Raw genomic sequence first — 17,751 nt, 5'->3', positions numbered from 1 at the left:
ACATCTGAGCCCATGAAGAACATCGACGGACTCATCGAGAGCGCGAGGGAACTGTCCGAACGTGGATTTTCCAGGGGGGAGATCGCGGACGAGTTGAACGTCTCCCGCGAGACGGCGACGTGGCTCGTCGAACGCAGCGGGGAGGCGGCGTCGACGACCACAGAACCCTCGGGCGGCCCCCACGACATCCACGTCGACTGGAGCGCGTTGGGGCGTGACTCGGCGCGGCTCAGCTACACGGGGATGGCGATGGCGGATCTGCTCTCAAAACAGGGCGAGTCGGTCGACTTGACGGTCGGCATCGAAAAGGCGGGCGCGCCGCTGGCGACCGTCGTCGCCCGCGAACTCGATACGGACATCGCCGCCTACGCGCCGCGGAAACACCAGTGGGAAGAGGGCGACATCGAGGAGCTTGAAGGGACCTTCTCGCAGAACTTCGCCGAGATCCGGGGGCGGGAGTGTTACGTCGTCGACGACACCATCACCAGCGGGACGACGATGCGGGAGACGATCGGCGGTATCAAGAACCGCGGTGGGGAGCCGGTCGCCTGCGTCGTCCTGGTGGACAAACAGGGCATCGAGTCGATCGACGGCGTCCCGGTGTACTCGCTGATCCAGGCCATCCGGGTCGGGAACGGCGACGACGAGTAGGCGTCGGCAGGACCGACGAGCGCCGGGAGATATATATCCGAGACCGGAACGATGTTCGTGCGCACGATAGTATGTTCGTGATCGTGGAGATCGTATAAGTCGTCAGCGAGCGTACGATCGATGCGGCCGAACGTTTTATTTTGATCTTATTGTTCTGAAACAATAAGCTATACTCGTGTCGGCGGTCGGGCGGACGGCCGAAGGGTTCGGATCAACCCGGAGGCGGTTGCTTGGGCGGCGGGCGTCCACAACGGACGCCGGGTCGGGCGTACGAGAGCGCGGCGTCGACCCCGCGGCGTGGCCGGGTTCTGGGTCGTCCCGACGAGGCCCTTTTGTGTCCGATGCTCGATAGTCCGAGCATGGATGGCAAGCGCGTCCTCGTCACCGGCGGGGCGGGGTTCGTCGGTTCGAACGTCGCCAACCACCTCGCCGCCGACAACGAGGTCCTCGTCGTCGACGACTGCTCGCTCGGGACGCCGGCGAACCTCGACAGCGCAGTGGAGTGTCGCGACCGCTCGGTGCTCGCCGAGGGGCTGCCGACGGACGTCGACGTCGTCTTCCACCTCGCGGCGCTGTCGTCGTACGCGATGCACGAGGGCGAGCCACAGCGCGGCGCCCGCGTGAACGTCGAGGGGTTCGTCAACGTCGTCGAGCAGGCCCGCAGGGACGGCTGTGAGACGATCGTCTACGCCTCGACGTCGTCGATCTACGGCACCCGGACCGAGCGCACGCCCGAGGACGTCCCGGTGTCGGTCGACACGGGCTATGAGGCCTCGAAGCTGGCACGGGAACGCTACGCGGAATACTTTTCGAATCACTACGGGCTGTCGCTGGCCGGGCTGCGCCTGTTCTCGGTGTATCAGGGCTACGGCGGTGCGGAGGCCCACAAGGGCGAGTACGCGAACGTGGTCGCGCAGTTCGCCGATGCCATCGCCAACGGCGACTCGCCTGTGTTATACGGCGACGGCACCCAGACGCGGGACTTCACGCACGTCTCCGATGTGGTCTCGGCGGTGGTCCGGGCGGCCGAACACGGCTTAGAGGGCGTCTACAACGTCGGGACCGGCCAGTCGTACTCGTTCAACACGGTCGTCGAGTTGCTCAACGACGAACTCGGCACGGACGTCGCCCCGGAGTACGTCGAGAATCCCATCCCGGAGTCGGTGTACGTCCACGACACCCGTGCGGATTTCTCGAAGCTGTGCGCGGCGACCGGGTGGGAGCCCGAGGTCGCCTTCGAGGACGGGATCGAACGAGTGTGTTCGGGGTACTGAAGCCGCCGAGCGCGGACGGTCGCCGCCCGCGACGGCCCGGGCTGGTCCCGATGCGAGCCGAAGGGCGGGACCACGAGACCGCCGCGTTCAAAGACGAGGCGTTCGGATGCCTCTATCGACGGGTTCGGTCCGTCCACGCCGGCGGTCGATGCCGTCGGCGCAGGCGATGTGGGTCGGCGGCGCGCTCGAAGCCGTCAGGGGCGGCCGCGTCCGGGGGTTCGGGTGTCTCTGTCGACGGGGGACGGGTGTGTGGCACGGTGTGGCTGCTCGTGTGTACGACGGCCCGACGGCGCGGTGCGCACCACGCGGACGGGACGACTACGTCCCACCCGGCAGCGCTCGAGAGCGCGGTGAGCGAACGCATCGCAGAGTGGTCGACGTCCACCGGACGCCATCGTGCCGTCGAGGAAGTCCCGTGGAGTGAGGGCGCTCCGATCGGCGCACGGCTGGTCTCGCTGTGGGTCGTCTGGAGGGCCATAGAGTGTTCCAATCCGTTCCACGATGCAAACTTATCAGCAATTTATTTATATATGGAAGACTGTATTTCGGCACCAGATAGTCCGCCCACCCGTCGCGATCGCCCAGCAGTAGCGACCGACGGGGCTACTACGGGTGCGTATATTGTCGTAGAAGCTCCGGAATCGCGTCATACTTTCTCGAACGAATCGAAAAAACTGGATACACCGACAGTAGCGTGCAGTGTTCGAGGAATCGTTCGTCGACGGGGACACGCGCGTTCCTCGTCGGCGAAATAAAAGCAAATAAATATGTAAACTCGATTGTCAAAGTAAATGGCGGTGTTCAGATAAGAATGAAAAGTGAGGCGGTACATTTTTTGAGTGCTCTATGCCCAAAAACGCCCGCCTCAACGGCCATTTGGACGAGATCGAGTTAGGTTTTGTGGAGCGAGAAGCGACACCGAAATTACTGATGAAGCTTGGTATTCAACTCCATTTAGCTGGCCTATCACTTTCGAATACCATTTCTATCCTTGAGATATTCGGTGTCAGTCGAGCTCGATCTACTGTTCACAACTGGGTTCACAGGGCAGATCTACAGCCCGAATCTGGTCGGGATCCGGATCACGTTGCGGTGGATGAGACCGTGATCCGACTCAATGATGAGCAGTACTGGCTGTATGCTGCTGTCGATCCTGAGACAAACAAATTACTGTATACAACGCTTGAACCGACGACAAACAAGGCAATCGCTCACGCATTCTTTGCCGAACTCCGCGAGAAACACGACGTTGACGACGCGGTGTTTCTCATAGATGGCTCGCACTCACTGAAAGACGCCTGTCGCCGCCATAGCCTCGATTTCAGATATGAACGCCATGGAAATCGGAATAGCGTCGAACGTGTCTTTCGAGAGGTAAAACGACGAACTATCAGTTTTTCAAACTGTTTTAGCAATGCCGAAGCAGACACCGCCGACGATTGGCTTCGATCCTTCGCCTTCGCATGGAATCAGCTTATGTGAACACTACCAAGTAAATAGAAATAAAATATATTGTATCTCGAGCTCACAGAACAGATACCCTCGACAGGCGGTTTCGAGCATCCGTTTCTCACGGTGGATGCGGCGTCGAATACCAAATCCGACCCGAGCGCGGAACGCGTCGTCGCCGGTTCGGGTCGGGGGCACAATTAGCTAACGACGTTAATGTTGTTATGTAATTGGGTCGGCGCACGGGACTGCCGGGCGGCGAGAAGGGCGGCTCGCGTTCGAGCATTTCAAACAGACTGGTTCGCCCGGGCGTCCATGGTGATGTTCACCTCGATGACGTTCGCCGACTGGGTGACGCGCTGTGGCATCTCCTCCTCGAACCGATCGCCCTGCATGACGCTGGCCGGGCCGGAGACACTCAATGATCCGAGGACGTCGCCGTCGGCGTCCCGGACGGGTGCGCCGACGGCCCGGAAGCCGTCGATCTCCTCGCCGTCGTTGTACGCGTACCCCCGCTCGCGGACCCGTTCGAGCTCCGCGAACAGCGACTCCGCGTCGGTGACCGTGTTCGCCGTCCGTGCGGGCAACCCCCGTTCGTCGAGGATCTCTTCGACGCGCTCGCGGGGGAGATACGCGAGGATCGCCTTCCCCGAGGCCGTGTAGTGGAGGTGATCGCGGCGCTGGATCTTGTCCGTCTGGTACTCCCCGTCGATGCCGGTGTCCCCTCTGACCTGATACAGGTTGATGCCGAAGCCGTCCTCCTCGGTCACGAGGTGCGTGTACTGGTTGGTCTCCTCGGCGAGGTCGTCGACCTCCGATTTCCCGTAGCGATACAGCGGGCTCCGGTTGCGGACGTACTCCCCCAACACGGTGAACTTGAACGCGAGCCGGTAGGTGTCCCCCCGCTGGACGAGAAAGCCGTTCTCCTCGAGCGTTCGGAGGTGGATGTACGCCGTACTCTTCGAAACGTCGAGGGCCGCGGCGAGGTCGGATGCGCCGACCTCGTCGTGCTCCCGAACCGCGTCGAGAACGCGCGAAGCCGTGCTGACGGTCTTCAGCGTCCGCGGCCCGCCGTCCCCGTGTTCCGAGGTCATGACCGCACCGAGGAACTCGACGGCTATTAACGTTCGGCGCCCTCGGCGTTCGTGTATTTCGAACGGTATACGAGGGGTACCCCACGTTGACGGGCCGGTGTGTGCGAAACGGTGGGACGTCACTCGAGTATCGACGACGGATCGGTCGAACCGCGCCGCAACTATCGAGTGGCCCCCACTCTGCGTTCGAAATAGACGAACGCCTCTGCGAGCGAAGACGGAGGTATATCGACTATAATAAAATGAACATCTGGAAATACTCGAAATGCTTTTACATCCGTGTGGAAAATACGTCCACGACTCACGATGGTATGCCACATTCGACCCCCGGGGCCGCCTCGCGGCCGGAAGCCCCCGGAACGGGTCGAACATCCGAGCACCGTTCGGAGCCGACCGGGTCGAACCCCCACCGGCGGGGGACGAACGCGACTCACGGGGCGCCCGCCGACCCCGCCTTCGCCGAGGGGCGCTCCGTGGTGACCGACCTCGCGGTCGACGGCGCGTCGCTTCGGGCGGACGTCGAACGGACGGCCGCGTTCGGAGCCGTCGACGCCCCGGAGGGTCGCGGGCGCACCGCCCTCCCCGGGAGCGAGGCCAACGGCGAGGCGCGGGAGTACCTCGTCGACCGGCTCCGGGAGACGGGGCTGGAGGTCCGCGTCGACGCGGTCGGAAACGTCGCGGGGCGGTGGACGCCGCCGGACGCGGACCCGGACGCCGCCCCCGTCGCCGCCGGCAGCCACCTGGACTCGGTCCCCAGGGGCGGCATCTTCGACGGCGTGCTCGGCGTCTACGCGGCGCTGGAGTCCGTCCGGGCGATCAAAGACAGCGAGGCGACGCCGACGCGCCCGCTGGAGGTAGTCTGTTTCACCGGCGAGGAGGGGACCCGGTTCGCCGACGGCGTGTTGGGGTCGTCTGTCGCGACCGGCAAGCGCGGCGTCGAGGCGACGCTGGCGCTGTCCGACGGCGACACCACGCTCGAAGCGGCGCTCGAACGGATCGGCTATCGCGGAACCGGCCGACTCGACGCGAGCGAGTGGGACGCGTGGCTCGAACTCCACATCGAGCAGACGACCCGCCTCGGCGACGCCGGCGTTCCGGTCGGGGTCGTCTCGGACATCGCCGGCACGACCCGGGCGCACGTGACCGTCGACGGGGAGGCCGACCACTCCGGCACGACCGGGATGGCCGAGCGAACGGACGCCCTCGCCGCCGCGAGCGAGTTCGTCCTCGAGGTCGAACGACGCGCCGGCGCGACCGCAACGACCGGGAGCGAAACGGCGGTCGGCACCGTCGGTCGCCTCGACGTCGAGCCGGGCGTCGTCAACGTCGTCCCCGGCTCGGCGACGCTGCAACTCGACGTCCGATCGACCGCGGCCGGCGAGATCCGACGGCAAATCGAAGCGGTACGACGGCTGCTCGACGCCCTCGAGATCGAACGCGGCGTCTCGACGTCGTTCGCCGCCGACTACACCGTCGATCCGACGCCGCTCTCGGAGCGCTGTCGACGGATCGCGGCCGAGGCCGCGGGTCGATCCGGGATCGAGACCCGGACGGTCCACTCCGGGGCCGGCCACGACACGATGCAGGTGGCGGACGTGACAGAGGCCGGCCTGTTGTTCGTCGCCTCCGAGAACGGCCGCTCGCACTCGCCGCGGGAGCGGGCGGACTGGAACGACTGCACCGCCGCGACGACCGTCCTCGCCGAGTCGCTGTGCCGACTCGCGACAGCCGACCATCCGACATAACAATGATCGAACTCGACATCGACGGGACGACCCTGACAGCCGAGCTGCACGAGGACCGAGCGCCGCGATCAGTCGCCGCGGTGCGTGAGTTTCTGCCGCTGGAGTCGGAGCTCATGCACGTCCGCTGGAGCGGCATCGCGACGTGGATCAACATCGACGAGATCGAGTTGCCCGAGATCCCGCGGGAGAACCACACGGTGTACCCCTCGCGGGGGGATTTGTTGCTCTATCCGGGCTATCGGAACGAACAGGAGATCCTCCTGGCCTGTGGTCCGACGTGTTTCAAGAGCCCGGCGGGCGAACTCGCGGGCAACCACGTCGCGAGCGTGGACGCGACCGCCGAGGAACTGAAAGCGATCGAGGAGACGACGCTCCGTGACGGCGTCCAGGACGTGACGATCCGGGAGGTGGAGTGATACCGCTGGGGTGCCACCGCGGACGGCGATAGAACGTGTTCCGGTGTCCGGACGCCCTGTCGACAAACGGCCGATCGACGCCGGGGGCGCTCGAACAAAACGAATTCAGTAATATTAGGTGAATAAGGGGTAATTTAAAAAGGGAAACGGATGAGAAGCAAACGCATGAGTAGTTCAGAAGCCACGGATTCGAGAACCGACTCCGTCGTACTGTACGGTATCGAAGACAGACCACCGTTGGGGGAGGCGATCCCGCTCGGCATCCAACACGTACTGGCGATGTTCCTCGGGAACGTCGCGCCGCCACTGATCCTCGCGGGCGCGGTCGGCTCCGTGACCGGGGAGACGACGTTTCTGGTCCAGATGGCGCTGATCGTCGCCGGCGTCGCGACGCTCGTTCAGGCCTTTCCCATCGGTCCGGTCGGTGCTCGACTCCCGATCGTCATGGGGACGAGCTTCGCCTTCCTGGGTCCGCTGATCGGGATCGGAAGCGAATTCGGGTTGGCGGCGGTGTTCGGGACAGCGTTGCTGGCCGCCCCCGTCGAGATGGTTATGGGAGTCACCCTCGATCGGTTCCGGCGGTACTTTCCGCCACTGGTCACGGGGATTGTCGTGATGCTGATCGGACTGACGCTCGTGCCGACTGGGATGGACTACGCCGCTGGCGCGTCCGCAGGGCCGGGGGCGGAGGGGTACGGTTCCGTCCTCAATCTCGGCCTCGCGGGACTGGTTCTCCTGACGACGCTCGTCCTCAACCAGTTCTTCGACGGGTTTCTCCGCGTCATCAGCGTCTTTGTCGGTATCGCTCTCGGCTACGTCGTGGCGATCGCGCTGGGTGTCGTCGACTTCTCGGGCGTCGCAGCGGCCGGGTGGATCACCGTTCCGGTCCCGCTGAAGTACGGGCTCTCGTTCCCGCCGAGTGCCGTCCTCACGATGGCGTTTCTCTACATCGTGACCGGTATGGAGACGATCGGCGACATATCCGGGACGGTCTCGGCGACCGGGCGGGATGCGACGAAGGAGGAACTCCGCGGGGGGTTGCTCGCCGACGGTGTGATGAGTATGTTCGGGGCCGTGTTCAACGCGATGCCGAACACCTCGTTCTCGCAGAACGTCGGCCTCGTGAACTTTACGGGCGTCGCGAGCCGCTACGTTGTCGGGATCGGCGGCGTCGCGCTGATCGTCCTCGGGTTCGTTCCGAAGATCGGTGCAGTCGTCTCCGCGATGCCGGATGCCGTCCTCGGAGGGGGCGCGTTGATCCTGTTCGCGATGATCTTCTCCTCGGGCGCGCGCATCATCGTCCAGAACGTGACGCTCGATCACCGAAACTCGACGATCCTCGCGCTGTCGATCGCGCTCGGACTCGGCGTTTCGCTTCGCCCCGAACTCCTGGCGAACGTCCCCGGGGAAGTCCAGACGCTGTTCGGCTCCGCACTCGTCACTGGCGGTATCTCCGCGCTCGTTCTCAACGTGGTCCTTCCCGGTGGTGGCGTCGGGCTCGGACCGACGGAGCACACCGACGGGCTTACACCGGAAATGCCGATGCAGATCGACGAGGAGATGGCCGACACCGCGTCGAACGACGACTGATGTGCAGCGCCGTACCCGCCCGAGACGAATATATCACCCGTCACACAGCAACAAACATCTAAACGCGTACGCTCGTACAGAAGCAGTATGATCGAAAACCAATCCTGGGGTATGTCTGACCGGGAGCTGTACGAACGGCTTCGAGCGCTCCGGACGGCGGACGTCGATGCCGCTGTCGCGTCCGTCGTCGACGTGGCGGGGTCGGCCTACCGCCGTCCCGGCGCGAAACTCGTGGCGCCGGCTGACGGGGATGCACTCGGCGCCATCGCGGCTGGCTGTCTCGACGGCCCCGTCGCGAAACTCGCGAGCGAGGCTCGCCGCTCCGGGGAGATGACGCTCGAAACGTTCGACCTGACGGGCACCCGGGGACTTGGCGTCGGCTGCAACGGCGTCATCGACGTGTTCGTCGAACCCCTCGACGACTCGATCGACCCGATGCTCCGGTCGCTCGAGAACGGCGACACCGCCACGACACTCACTGTCGTAGAGAGCAACGACAGTGCGGTCCCAGTCGGCGCCCGAACCGTCTGCACCGATTCGAGAGCCGAAACTGACACCACCCGCTCGGCCCTCCCGGATGACGCACTCGTAGAGCTACGGGACGCTGCCGAGGTGGCCCGGGAAGACGCCACGAGTACGCTCGTGTCCGTGAGTCGAGGGGCGGGTACCCTCCGCGTGTTCGTCGACGGGGTCGAACCCGCTCCTGAGCTCCTCCTGTTCGGCGCCGAGGAGGACACGGGCGCGATCGCCAGTTTCGGGTCCGAGGTCGGGTTTCGGGTGACCGTCGCGTCGCCGCGTGGGGGGCGGGCCGACCCGGAGCAGTTCCCGGGCGCGGACCGAGTTCGTGCGGTCCACCCGACGGACGTCGATTCGCTCGTGGAGACGGACAGACGAACGTACGCCGTACTCCTCTCACACAACCTCGTCGACGACCGGCTCGCTCTGTCGACGCTGCTCGAAGCGACCGAGGTTCCGTACGTCGGTGTGATGGGACCGCGCAAGCGGTTTGAGGCGCTCCGCGAGGCGGCTGCCGAGGACGGCCGGTCGTTCGCGCGGGCGGAACTCGACCGCGTCTCAGCGCCGGTCGGGCTCGACCTCGGCGACGGCACCCCGACGGGGATTGCCATGAGCGTCGTCTCGGAGGCGCTCGCAGCGGCAAACGGCGCCGGCGGTGGCCGCCTCAGCGAGCGGTCGGGACCGATCCATACCCGGCAAGCGCCGGGGGGATCCGCGGAGCCCCGGTGAGTCGTGAAGTGATTGGACGTCGTATGGATCGCACGAAGAACGTATATATTCGAAGTGTTAACGCCCAGTAGTACACGATGCACAAAAACGAGACGACGGACACGATCCGACTCCGGATCGACGGCGAGAACGAACAGCTCGGCATCGAGCCAGGCGAGACGCTCATGTCGGCGCTTCGCCGGGCGGGTCACTACAGCATCAAGAACGGCTGTGACGAAGGCGTCTGTGGGGCCTGCAACGTGATTTTGGGCGATGAGGGCCTCACTCGGTCCTGTCTCGTCCCCGCTGTGAGCTGTGACAGTGCCGAGGTGATGACTGTCGAAGGGTTGCTCGACGACGAGGGGGAACTCCACCCACTGCAGGAAGCGTTTCTCGACTATGGAGCCGCCCAGTGTGGGTACTGCATCCCCGGGGTGTTGCTCTCGGGGTACGATCTCCTCCAGCGGAATCGCGACCCGACCGAAGAGGAGATCGCGGACGCACTGAGCGGGAATATCTGCCGGTGTACCGGCTACGTCCAACAGATCGAAGCGATACAGGCTGCGGCCGAACGCCTCCGTGACGGAGAATCAGCGGTCGGGGGCGAGTCGTAGATGACGCCGCCGGAGCTCGCTGGCGACGACGGCGAGACCGAAGAACCCGAAACTGGGTCCGAGCGAGCGACTGCAGGAACCGACGGCACGGCCGTCGGTGAGAGCGTCGAGAAGGTCGACGGCTGGGGGCTCGTAACCGGCAAGGCCCGCTACACCGACGACGTCCCGACCGCGAACGCGCTCGAAGGACGCCTCCTCCGAAGCCCGCATGCCCACGCCCGCGTCCGGTCGGTCGACACCGAGGCCGCCGACGCACTCGATGGAGTCGAAGCGGTGCTCACACACGAAGACGTCCCGCAAGAGCGGTTCACACGAACCGGGTTTCCGTATCCAGCCCCGGCGCCCTTCGACGAACGCGTACTGAACGAGCGGGTGCGGTACGTCGGCGAGCCGGTCGCCGCGGTCGCGGCGCGTTCGGTCGACGCCGCCGAGCGGGCGCTCGAAGCGATCGACGTCGACTACGAGGTGATGGAATGCGTCGTCGATCCCGAGGAGGCGATGGCGCCGGACGCGCCGACGCTGCACCCCGAACCGTACGAAAACCCACAGGAGAACGCGGCGCCCCAGCGCAACGTCGTCTGTGAGACCCGCCACGAGGAAGGGGATATCGAAGCCGGATTCGAAGAGGCGGATACGGTTGTCGAGGGCGAATACGAGAGCCAGATCGTCCAGCAGCTGCCGATGGAGACGAACACGACGATCGCGTGGATCGACGACCGCGAGCGGTTGGTACTCCGGACGACGACGCAGGTTTCACACATCTGTCGGGACAAGATCGCCCGGGCGTTCGATCTCGACCGGACGGACGTGAAGGTGATCAAGCCCCGCGTCGGCGGCGGCTTCGGCGTCCGACAGGACACGGTTCCGAACCAGTTCATCTGTGCGGCTCTGGCGTTGGCGACCGGGCGAACGGTTCGATTGAAGAACACTCGCAAGGAAGACCTCCACGTTTCTCAGACCCGCCACGCCCAGACGGTCGAGATCAAAACCGGCGTCCGCGAGGACGGCACGATCACGGCGATGCACGTCGACATCACGTCGAACACGGGCGCGTACGGCTGTCACGCCCTCGCAGTGCTCTCGAACGCCGCTCACGAGCCGATGTCCGTCTATCCGACCGAGAACCGCCTCTTCACCGGGCGGGCGGTCTACACCAATATCACCCCCGGCGGAGCGATGCGCGGCTATGGCGCTGTACAGGGCACGTTCGGAGTCGAGAGCCACATCGATGCGGTCGCAGACGCGATCGGGATGGACCCCGTCGAACTCCGTCGTCACAACGTCATCACGGAGGGCGAAGAGAGCTTCGAACCCCCGGACAGCGAGAGCAAATCGAAGCTCGAATCCGTCGGAGTCTCGGAGTGTCTCGACCGCGCCTGTGGGGCCGTCGGCTGGTCCGACGGCCCGGAGCAGCCGGACGAGGACCGCTACGAGCGCGGCTACGGCGTCGCTCTGTCGATGGCCAAATCGGGTGTCCCGAACAGCGAGTACTCTCGGTGTTCTATCACCCTGGAGGACGACGGCACCCTCACCGTCCGGATCGGCGTCGGCGACACCGGGCAGGGATCGGAGACAGTGATGGGACAGATCGCGGCCAGCGTCTTCGGCCTCGATACCGAGTCGGTTCACGTCAAGGCCGACGACACCGACGCGACGCCGTGGGACAACGGGGCCTACGCGAGCAGCACCACGTATATAAGTGGGAACGCGACGGAGAAGGCGGCCCGCGACCTCGCAAAAAAGGTTCGAGAACTCGCGGCTGAGTGGCACAATACCGATCCGGACGCTATCGAGGTAGCCGGCGGGGACGTCGTGTTCGGAGACGGAACGTCTACATCGCTCGAATCGTTCGCTGCGGAGGCTTTCGAAGGCGTTCGGGGCCCGAAACGGCGGCTCATCGGTACCGGCGAACACGTTACTGCGCTGTCTCCGAAGCCGTTCGCAGCCCAACTCGCCGAAGTCGAAGTCGATACCGAAACGGGCGAGTTCGAGGTGCTGCGGCTGGTGAATTCGGTCGACTGCGGGCAGGCGCTCAACCCTGCGAACGTGCGTGGACAGGTCATCGGCGGTGCGGTCATGGGGCTCGGACAGACGCTCTCGGAGACGCTGTCCTTCGACGAGGACGGCACGCCGGAGCTCCGCGGGCTCCGGGATTACGAGGTGATACACGCGCCCGACCTGCCGGACATCGAGACCGAGATCGTCGAGACGTACGAGCCGACCGGTCCGTACGGTGCCAAGAGCGTCGGGGAAGTGTCGGTTCTCGGCCCGTCTCCGGCGGTCGCGAACGCCGTCGACGACGCGGTCGGAGTTCGAGTCACCGAGTTGCCGATCACTGCGGCGAAGGTCCGAGACGGACTCGAGGAGGGCGAGTAAATGTCGAGTCAGCTTCCTGTCGAGTACCACGAGGTCGAGAGCGTCGAACGGGCAGTCGAGATGCTCGGCGGCGAGCCGGAAACACGGATCGTGGCGAGCGGTTACTCGCTCGTTCCGCTCCTGAAGGACGGTCTCGAGACACCGGATCGGCTCGTCGACATCAGCGGGATCGACGCGCTCCGTGGGATCACGAGGGAGAACGGACGGACAGTTATCGGCGCGCTAACGACGCACGTCCGGATCGCGGCAGATACATCCGTCCGCGAACGAGCCCGCGCACTCGCCGAGGCGACCGACTCCGTGGGCGATTATCAGGCGAAGCATCAGGGGACGATCGGGGGAAACCTCGTGGTCGCTGATCCAAAATACGACGCGCCGGCTGCCGTGCTCGCTCTTGAGGGCACGGTCGTCGTCCGGGGGCCGGACGGTCAGCGGCGGATCGACGCCGACGAGTGGTTCCGCGGGCCGGGCGAAACCGCCCTCGAACCGGACGAGTTGGTCACCGAGCTCGTCGTCTCAGACGCGGCACAGAGTGGGTACACCCGGAAGTCTACGTACTCCGGGTACGCGGCCGTGAGCGTCGCCGCCGCCCTCGAGGCCGACGGCAACCGCGTCGAATCCGCACGGGTGGCAGTCAACGGCGCCAAGCCGTACCCGATCCGCCTCCCGGAGGTCGAGAAGACGCTCGCCGGTGAACTGCTCGACGATGGCTTGCGAACGCGGGCCGCCGAGGCCGCGCTATCCGACGTCGATCCCGAGTCGCTGCTGGCGGACGGCGAGACCACTGGAACACATCGACGCCGACTCGTCCGATCGTACTGCCGGGAGGCGCTCGAACGCGCGTCCGCGGCGCCCGCAGAACACTGATACCGGCGGTCGTTTTTACTCGAGGCCGACGCGCTCAACGACGGCTTCGGCGGCCTCGGTCGCGTCGGCCAACACGTCCTCGGTTGCCCCGAGCGTCCGGACCTCGCGGTCGGACATGACGACATCGCCCGCACACAGAACCGTGTCGACCTCGAAGCCCTGGGCGCCGGTCACGAGTGCGAACACCGGGTCCGGAGCCGGGGTGAGATGTGGGTGGTCCATGTCGACGACGGCGATGTCGGCCTGTTTGCCCACCTCGATCGAACCGAGGTCGTTCTCGCGACCGATCGCGTGTGCGCCATCAATAGTGACCATGTCGAACGCCGTCGCCGCGTCGAAGACGCCTGCGTCCCGATGGAACCCCTTGTGTGCCGCAAAGACCGCCCGGATGTCGTTCAGTGGGTTGACCGTGTCACTGAGGTTCGCGTTGTCCGTGCCGAGGCCGACGGTGGCGCCGCAATCGAGCAGGTCGACGACCGGTGCGAAGCCGGTGGCCAGTCGCATGTTGGCGAAGAAGTTGTGAGCGACTTTGGTGTCCGACTCGGCCAGGATCCGCGCGTCACCCCGATCGATCTGGACGCAGTGCCCGAGGAGGGTTCGCTCGCCCAGATACCCGATGTTTCGGAGGTACTCGATGCTGGACAGCGCGGGCCCACGTGTCTGTGCTTCGGCTTCCGCGACGTGGGCCGTCGTCATGACGTCGTACTCCTCGGCGAGTCGGATGGCTCCCTGAAATCCCTCCGTTGTCGTCGTTTCGACGACGATCGGCGCCGGCCAGACTGACTGGCGACCGCCGGCGCGGCCGTGGTGTGCGTCCATCAGCGATTCGACGTTTCCGAGAGCCGCCTCGGTTCCGACGGTCAGACAGTCCGCCGGAGGATGGTCCACGGACGGTTCGCGGGCCGTAATATCAGCCAGCAACGATTCGAACGCCTCGTCGGGTGGGTCGTCGGCGAAGCCGGCGCCGTAGACAGATCTGATCCCGGAGTCCGCGTACGTGTCGAGTTTGGCCTCGATACCCGATAGGTCGTCCCAGACGACTTCGGTATCGTTCTCGACGAACGTCGTCACGCCCGCCTGGATGGCCTCAGTGCAGTACAGCGCCGCAGCGGCGGCGTGTTCGTCGGGTTCCATCGCGACACAGGCCGGGCGTTTGACGTTGTACAACCAGTCGTACAGCCCGCGATCCGCGCTGTACGCCCCCCGGAGAATGATGTCAGAGACGTGCGTATGGGCGTTGATCAGTCCGGGAATCACTGCCCCGCCGTCGGCATCGATGCGTCGTTCGTAGTCGTATTCGGCCTCCAGCCGGGCTGTCGGCCCCACAGCGGCGATCGAATCGTCCCTGATGAGGACGGCCCCATCCGGGATCAGTTCCCGGTCGGCGTTCTGAGTAACGATCAGCCCATTCGAGACGAGCGTCTTAGTCATCGGAGCAGCCCCGCTGTGTCCCACCCGTGGTCGGTCCGTCGAGCGGGAACACGCGTCGCACGACTGTCTGGTTCACTATCGACCATATTGACTCTTCTCGGGCGAGGGAGTAAATATTTATGTGATTCGAACGCAGTTATTCTGCTATATCGAATGGTCTTATCCGTTTCGGCTCTCACAGACGGGGTCGCGTTCGTGGCTCCGAGCGTCGGTCCATGTCGGGTCTCGCTTGGGGACAACACACCCGCCTCAGCGACCGAGAATGAGCAATTCGGATAACGTCGTCGGGGCGGTCCTGCTCGCGGCGGGTCGAAGCGAACGGTTCGGCCCCGAGAACAAACTGCTGGCGGCCATCGACGGTCGGCCGGTCGTCCGGCGTGCGGCCCGAACGCTACTGGCTGCTTCTCTCGACGACCGGATCGCGGTTGTCGGCCACGACGCCGCCGCTGTCGGCAAGGCGCTTCCTGAGGGGTTTACTATCCGATACAACGATCGGTATCGAGAGGGCCAACACACCTCGGTTCGCGCGGGCACCGCGGTAGCCCGGAAAGCCGGGTGGGACGGGGCCCTCTTCGCGCTCGGCGATATGCCCGCAGTCGATCCGACGACCGTGGACGCGCTGTTGAAATCGTTCGCGGAGGGGACGGGGTCGGTCGTGGTTCCGACCGAAAGTGGAAGCCGTGGAAACCCCGTGCTCTTCGGTGCGTCACATTTCGACGCGCTCGCCGAGGTGACGGGCGATCGGGGCGGGCGGGCGCTCATCGCGGCCTGTCCCGGCGTGGTCCGTGTTCCAGTCGACGATACCGGTATTCACCGCGATGTCGACAGGCCGGAAGACCTCAACTCCGTTCGCGAGTGACTAACGGTTCGCGGAGAGAGGTTTATATCCCTCCGAACGGTGCCGGTACGTATGCCGATTGATACTGTCATTGCGGGCGGTACGGTCGTGTCCCCGTCGTCGACGTTCGACGCCGCGGTCGCCGTCGACGACGGGTCGATCGTCGCCGTCGGCGACGAGCGCGACCTCCCCGACGCGGAGACTCGGATCGACGCGACGGGGCAGTTGGTCATGCCCGGCGTCGTCGACCCCCACGTCCACATCGACGACCATGTCTCGATCGATAGCTACCGCACGGCGACGAGCGCGGCGGCGCTCGGTGGCGTCACCACGGTCATCGATTTCGCGTGGCAAGCGTACGAGGGGGAAGAAAGCCCCTGGGACGACCCGGCCCCGCTGGCCGAGGGAGTCGAGCGAAAGCGCGACAACCACCGGGAGGCGCTCGTCGACTTCGGCCTCCACGGCGGCATCCTCCGGGAGGGCGAGGACCTCTTCGCGGAGCTTTCCGACCTCGTCGCGGCCGGCGTGACGTCGTTCAAGATGTACACCGCCTACGAGTTCGGCGTTTCGAACGGGTACCTGCGGCGGGTCTGCGACGCGCTGGCGGAACAGGGGGCGGTCGGCGTCGTCCACACGGAGGACGACTCGGTGTGTCAGTCTCTGGTGGCGGAGCTGCGAGCGGCGGGCGAAGACGCCCCCGAGGCGTATCCCCGGTCCCGGCCGGACTACGCGGAAGCGATGGCCGCCGAGGACGCGGTTCGGATCGCCACCGAGGCGGGCGCGAAGTACTACGGTGTCCACACGAGTTCCGAAAAGGCGGCCGCTGCCATCGCAGAGTTTCGGAACGACGGGTCACAGGTCCGGGCGGAGACCTGTACGCACTACACGACTCTCGACGAGTCGATCCACCGCGAGTTCGGCAACCTTCCGAAGATCGCGCCGCCGATCCGGTCGCCGGACGACGTCGACGCTATGTTTGAGTACCTTCGCCGCGGCGTGTTGAGCGTCGTCTCGACGGATCACGTCGCACAGCGCCGCTCGAGCAAGGAGAACCGACCGTGGTGGGAGGGTCCCTACGGCGCGAACGGCCTGCAGGCGAGTCTCTCAGTGTTCCACGACGAGGCGGTCAACGAGCGGGGGCTGAGCTACCCCGCGCTCGTCCGCCTGATGAGTACGACCCCGGCGGAGACGTTCGGCCTCCCGGGGAAGGGGACGCTCGATCCCGGGACGGACGCCGACATCGTCCTGTTCGACCCCGAGGCGACCGACACGATCACCGCCGAGGACAACGTTTCCGAGGCGGATTACTCGATCTACGAGGGCCGGGAGGTGACGGGACAGGTCACGAAGACGCTCGTCCGCGGCGAGGTCGTCGCCGCCGACGGCGCGGTCGTGGGCGACCCCGGGCACGGGGAGTTCGTCGAACGGGAAATTCCGGACTGGAGCGCGTGAGGGCCGACCGGACCGGGCCCGAGGGGACCATTTAATTTGCCGGAGCGAACATCGAACGACGATGACAGACCTGACGATCGACGACCTCAATCGCCTCGACGAGGAGGTCTTCGTCGACGAACTGGACGACGTGTACGAACACTCCCCGTGGGTTCCCGAGCAGGTACTCCCCGAGCGGCCGTTCGACTCGCTCGTGGCGCTGCGAGAAGCGATGCGAAGCGCGGTCGATGAGGCGTCCCGAGAAACGAAACTGGAACTGCTCCGGTCGCACCCCGATCTCGGCGATCAAACCGGAATCACGGAGTCGTCCGAAAAAGAACAGGCCTCCGCGGGCCTCGATCGGCTCTCACCGGAGACGTACGAGGCGTTCCAGCGGCTGAACGACCGCTACCGGGGAGCGTTCGGGTTTCCGTTTATTATGGCCGTCAAGAACGAATCGCCAAAGGCGATCAAGGACGCGATGGAAACGCGGGTCGAGCAGACGGAATCCGAGGAGTTCCGGACGGCAATCGAGGAGGTGCACACGATCGCTCGGATCCGACTCGAAGAGCGAGTCTCCACGTGAGGACGCCACAGGGCGCTTCCTTTGGCGTCAGCGGTCGGCACGCTGGCGTTCGCGACGGCTACCGCGGTCGCCAGGACGGCGAACGGAACCCTCGTGTGGCATAACTCCCGTATTGTTTCTCGAAGAGCCACGTTATCTGACTAACGTTGTTCGAACACGAGGATT

15 protein-coding genes are annotated in these 17,751 nt (G+C 65.2%); 13 read left to right on the top strand and 2 right to left on the bottom strand.

Translation table 11 applies throughout. The features are described 5' to 3' along the window. Positions 1–12: 12 nt before the first annotated feature. The 3 genes from gfcR to NMLP_RS14645 all read left to right on the top strand — a co-directional run bounded on the left by gfcR (position 13) and on the right by NMLP_RS14645 (position 3,407). Positions 13–651: a transcriptional regulator GfcR gene (gfcR, locus tag NMLP_RS12505; RefSeq protein WP_015410490.1), complete on the top strand. Its 639-nt coding sequence runs from the start codon at positions 13–15 to the stop codon at positions 649–651. A 359-nt stretch (positions 652–1,010) separates the two neighbouring features. Beyond that, entirely contained in the window at positions 1,011–1,925 is a 915-nt protein-coding gene (locus NMLP_RS12500) for an NAD-dependent epimerase/dehydratase family protein (protein WP_015410489.1), read from the top strand. An 846-nt stretch (positions 1,926–2,771) separates the two neighbouring features. Continuing rightward, positions 2,772–3,407 carry an IS6-like element ISNamo7 family transposase gene (locus NMLP_RS14645; protein WP_015408706.1) on the top strand — a complete coding sequence of 212 codons (636 nt, stop codon included), beginning with the start codon at positions 2,772–2,774 and terminating at the stop codon, positions 3,405–3,407. Positions 3,408–3,661: 254 nt separating this feature from the next. On the opposite strand, the gene NMLP_RS12495 is transcribed toward NMLP_RS14645, so the two are convergent. Then, positions 3,662–4,468 carry an IclR family transcriptional regulator gene (locus tag NMLP_RS12495; protein ID WP_015410487.1) on the bottom strand — a complete coding sequence of 269 codons (807 nt, stop codon included), beginning with the start codon at positions 4,466–4,468 and terminating at the stop codon, positions 3,662–3,664. A gap of 473 nt (positions 4,469–4,941) precedes the next feature. On the opposite strand from NMLP_RS12495, the gene NMLP_RS12490 reads away from it, so the two are divergent. The 7 genes from NMLP_RS12490 (at position 4,942) to NMLP_RS12460 (ending at position 13,300) form a co-directional block, all read left to right on the top strand. Then, positions 4,942–6,213, top strand: a complete 1,272-nt coding sequence (locus NMLP_RS12490; RefSeq protein ID WP_015410486.1) for a hydantoinase/carbamoylase family amidase — start codon at positions 4,942–4,944, stop codon at positions 6,211–6,213. A gap of 2 nt (positions 6,214–6,215) precedes the next feature. After that, positions 6,216–6,629 carry a DUF3830 family protein gene (locus NMLP_RS12485; protein WP_015410485.1) on the top strand — a complete coding sequence of 138 codons (414 nt, stop codon included), beginning with the start codon at positions 6,216–6,218 and terminating at the stop codon, positions 6,627–6,629. Positions 6,630–6,794: 165 nt separating this feature from the next. Continuing rightward, positions 6,795–8,219, top strand: coding sequence for a uracil-xanthine permease family protein (locus NMLP_RS12480; protein ID WP_049926561.1), 1,425 nt, complete (start codon positions 6,795–6,797; stop codon positions 8,217–8,219). An 87-nt stretch (positions 8,220–8,306) separates the two neighbouring features. Then, complete coding sequence (locus NMLP_RS12475) at positions 8,307–9,464, top strand: XdhC family protein (RefSeq protein WP_015410483.1); 1,158 nt, start codon at positions 8,307–8,309, stop codon at positions 9,462–9,464. A 77-nt stretch (positions 9,465–9,541) separates the two neighbouring features. Next, complete coding sequence (locus tag NMLP_RS12470; RefSeq protein WP_015410482.1) at positions 9,542–10,057, top strand: (2Fe-2S)-binding protein; 516 nt, start codon at positions 9,542–9,544, stop codon at positions 10,055–10,057. Next, positions 10,058–12,433 carry a xanthine dehydrogenase family protein molybdopterin-binding subunit gene (locus NMLP_RS12465; RefSeq protein WP_015410481.1) on the top strand — a complete coding sequence of 792 codons (2,376 nt, stop codon included), beginning with the start codon at positions 10,058–10,060 and terminating at the stop codon, positions 12,431–12,433. Further along, positions 12,434–13,300, top strand: a complete 867-nt coding sequence (locus NMLP_RS12460; protein ID WP_015410480.1) for an FAD binding domain-containing protein — start codon at positions 12,434–12,436, stop codon at positions 13,298–13,300. A 15-nt stretch (positions 13,301–13,315) separates the two neighbouring features. Here the strand turns inward: NMLP_RS12460 and NMLP_RS12455 are convergent, their stop codons facing one another. After that, entirely contained in the window at positions 13,316–14,731 is a 1,416-nt protein-coding gene (locus NMLP_RS12455; RefSeq protein ID WP_015410479.1) for an amidohydrolase family protein, read from the bottom strand. A 262-nt stretch (positions 14,732–14,993) separates the two neighbouring features. Here NMLP_RS12455 and NMLP_RS12450 point away from each other — a divergent pair, with 262 nt between their 5' ends. From NMLP_RS12450 to uraD, 3 genes are all read left to right on the top strand, one after another. Continuing rightward, positions 14,994–15,590 (top strand): nucleotidyltransferase family protein, encoded by a 597-nt coding sequence (locus NMLP_RS12450; RefSeq protein ID WP_015410478.1) that lies wholly within the window; start codon positions 14,994–14,996, stop codon positions 15,588–15,590. Positions 15,591–15,641: 51 nt separating this feature from the next. Next, on the top strand, positions 15,642–17,021 hold the full coding sequence (locus tag NMLP_RS12445; RefSeq protein ID WP_015410477.1) for a dihydroorotase: 1,380 nt from the start codon (positions 15,642–15,644) through the stop codon (positions 17,019–17,021). 61 nt (positions 17,022–17,082) lie between these two features. Then, the gene (gene uraD, locus NMLP_RS12440; protein ID WP_015410476.1) at positions 17,083–17,586 is read left to right on the top strand and encodes a 2-oxo-4-hydroxy-4-carboxy-5-ureidoimidazoline decarboxylase; all 504 of its coding nucleotides are present in this window, start codon (positions 17,083–17,085) and stop codon (positions 17,584–17,586) included. The last annotated feature ends 165 nt before the right edge of the window (positions 17,587–17,751 follow it).

It is taken from the genome of Natronomonas moolapensis 8.8.11, assembly GCF_000591055.1.
GTDB classification, from domain to species: Archaea; Halobacteriota; Halobacteria; order Halobacteriales; family Haloarculaceae; genus Natronomonas; species Natronomonas moolapensis.
Note: the sequence above shows the minus strand (reverse complement) of the source record. Positions and strands in the feature narration are given on the sequence as shown.

What these genes read in the sequence shown, in the direction of transcription:
- gfcR (WP_015410490.1), top strand. Translation starts at nt 13, where the DNA reads ATGAAGAACATCGACGGACTCATCGAGAGCGCGAGGGAACTGTCCGAA.
- NMLP_RS12500 (WP_015410489.1), top strand. Translation starts at nt 1,011, where the DNA reads ATGGATGGCAAGCGCGTCCTCGTCACCGGCGGGGCGGGGTTCGTCGGT.
- NMLP_RS14645 (WP_015408706.1), top strand. Translation starts at nt 2,772, where the DNA reads ATGCCCAAAAACGCCCGCCTCAACGGCCATTTGGACGAGATCGAGTTA.
- NMLP_RS12495 (WP_015410487.1), bottom strand. Translation starts at nt 4,468, where the DNA reads ATGACCTCGGAACACGGGGACGGCGGGCCGCGGACGCTGAAGACCGTC.
- NMLP_RS12485 (WP_015410485.1), top strand. Translation starts at nt 6,216, where the DNA reads ATGATCGAACTCGACATCGACGGGACGACCCTGACAGCCGAGCTGCAC.
- NMLP_RS12480 (WP_049926561.1), top strand. Translation starts at nt 6,795, where the DNA reads ATGAGTAGTTCAGAAGCCACGGATTCGAGAACCGACTCCGTCGTACTG.
- NMLP_RS12475 (WP_015410483.1), top strand. Translation starts at nt 8,307, where the DNA reads ATGATCGAAAACCAATCCTGGGGTATGTCTGACCGGGAGCTGTACGAA.
- NMLP_RS12470 (WP_015410482.1), top strand. Translation starts at nt 9,542, where the DNA reads ATGCACAAAAACGAGACGACGGACACGATCCGACTCCGGATCGACGGC.
- NMLP_RS12465 (WP_015410481.1), top strand. Translation starts at nt 10,058, where the DNA reads ATGACGCCGCCGGAGCTCGCTGGCGACGACGGCGAGACCGAAGAACCC.
- NMLP_RS12460 (WP_015410480.1), top strand. Translation starts at nt 12,434, where the DNA reads ATGTCGAGTCAGCTTCCTGTCGAGTACCACGAGGTCGAGAGCGTCGAA.
- NMLP_RS12455 (WP_015410479.1), bottom strand. Translation starts at nt 14,731, where the DNA reads ATGACTAAGACGCTCGTCTCGAATGGGCTGATCGTTACTCAGAACGCC.
- NMLP_RS12450 (WP_015410478.1), top strand. Translation starts at nt 14,994, where the DNA reads ATGAGCAATTCGGATAACGTCGTCGGGGCGGTCCTGCTCGCGGCGGGT.
- NMLP_RS12445 (WP_015410477.1), top strand. Translation starts at nt 15,642, where the DNA reads ATGCCGATTGATACTGTCATTGCGGGCGGTACGGTCGTGTCCCCGTCG.
- uraD (WP_015410476.1), top strand. Translation starts at nt 17,083, where the DNA reads ATGACAGACCTGACGATCGACGACCTCAATCGCCTCGACGAGGAGGTC.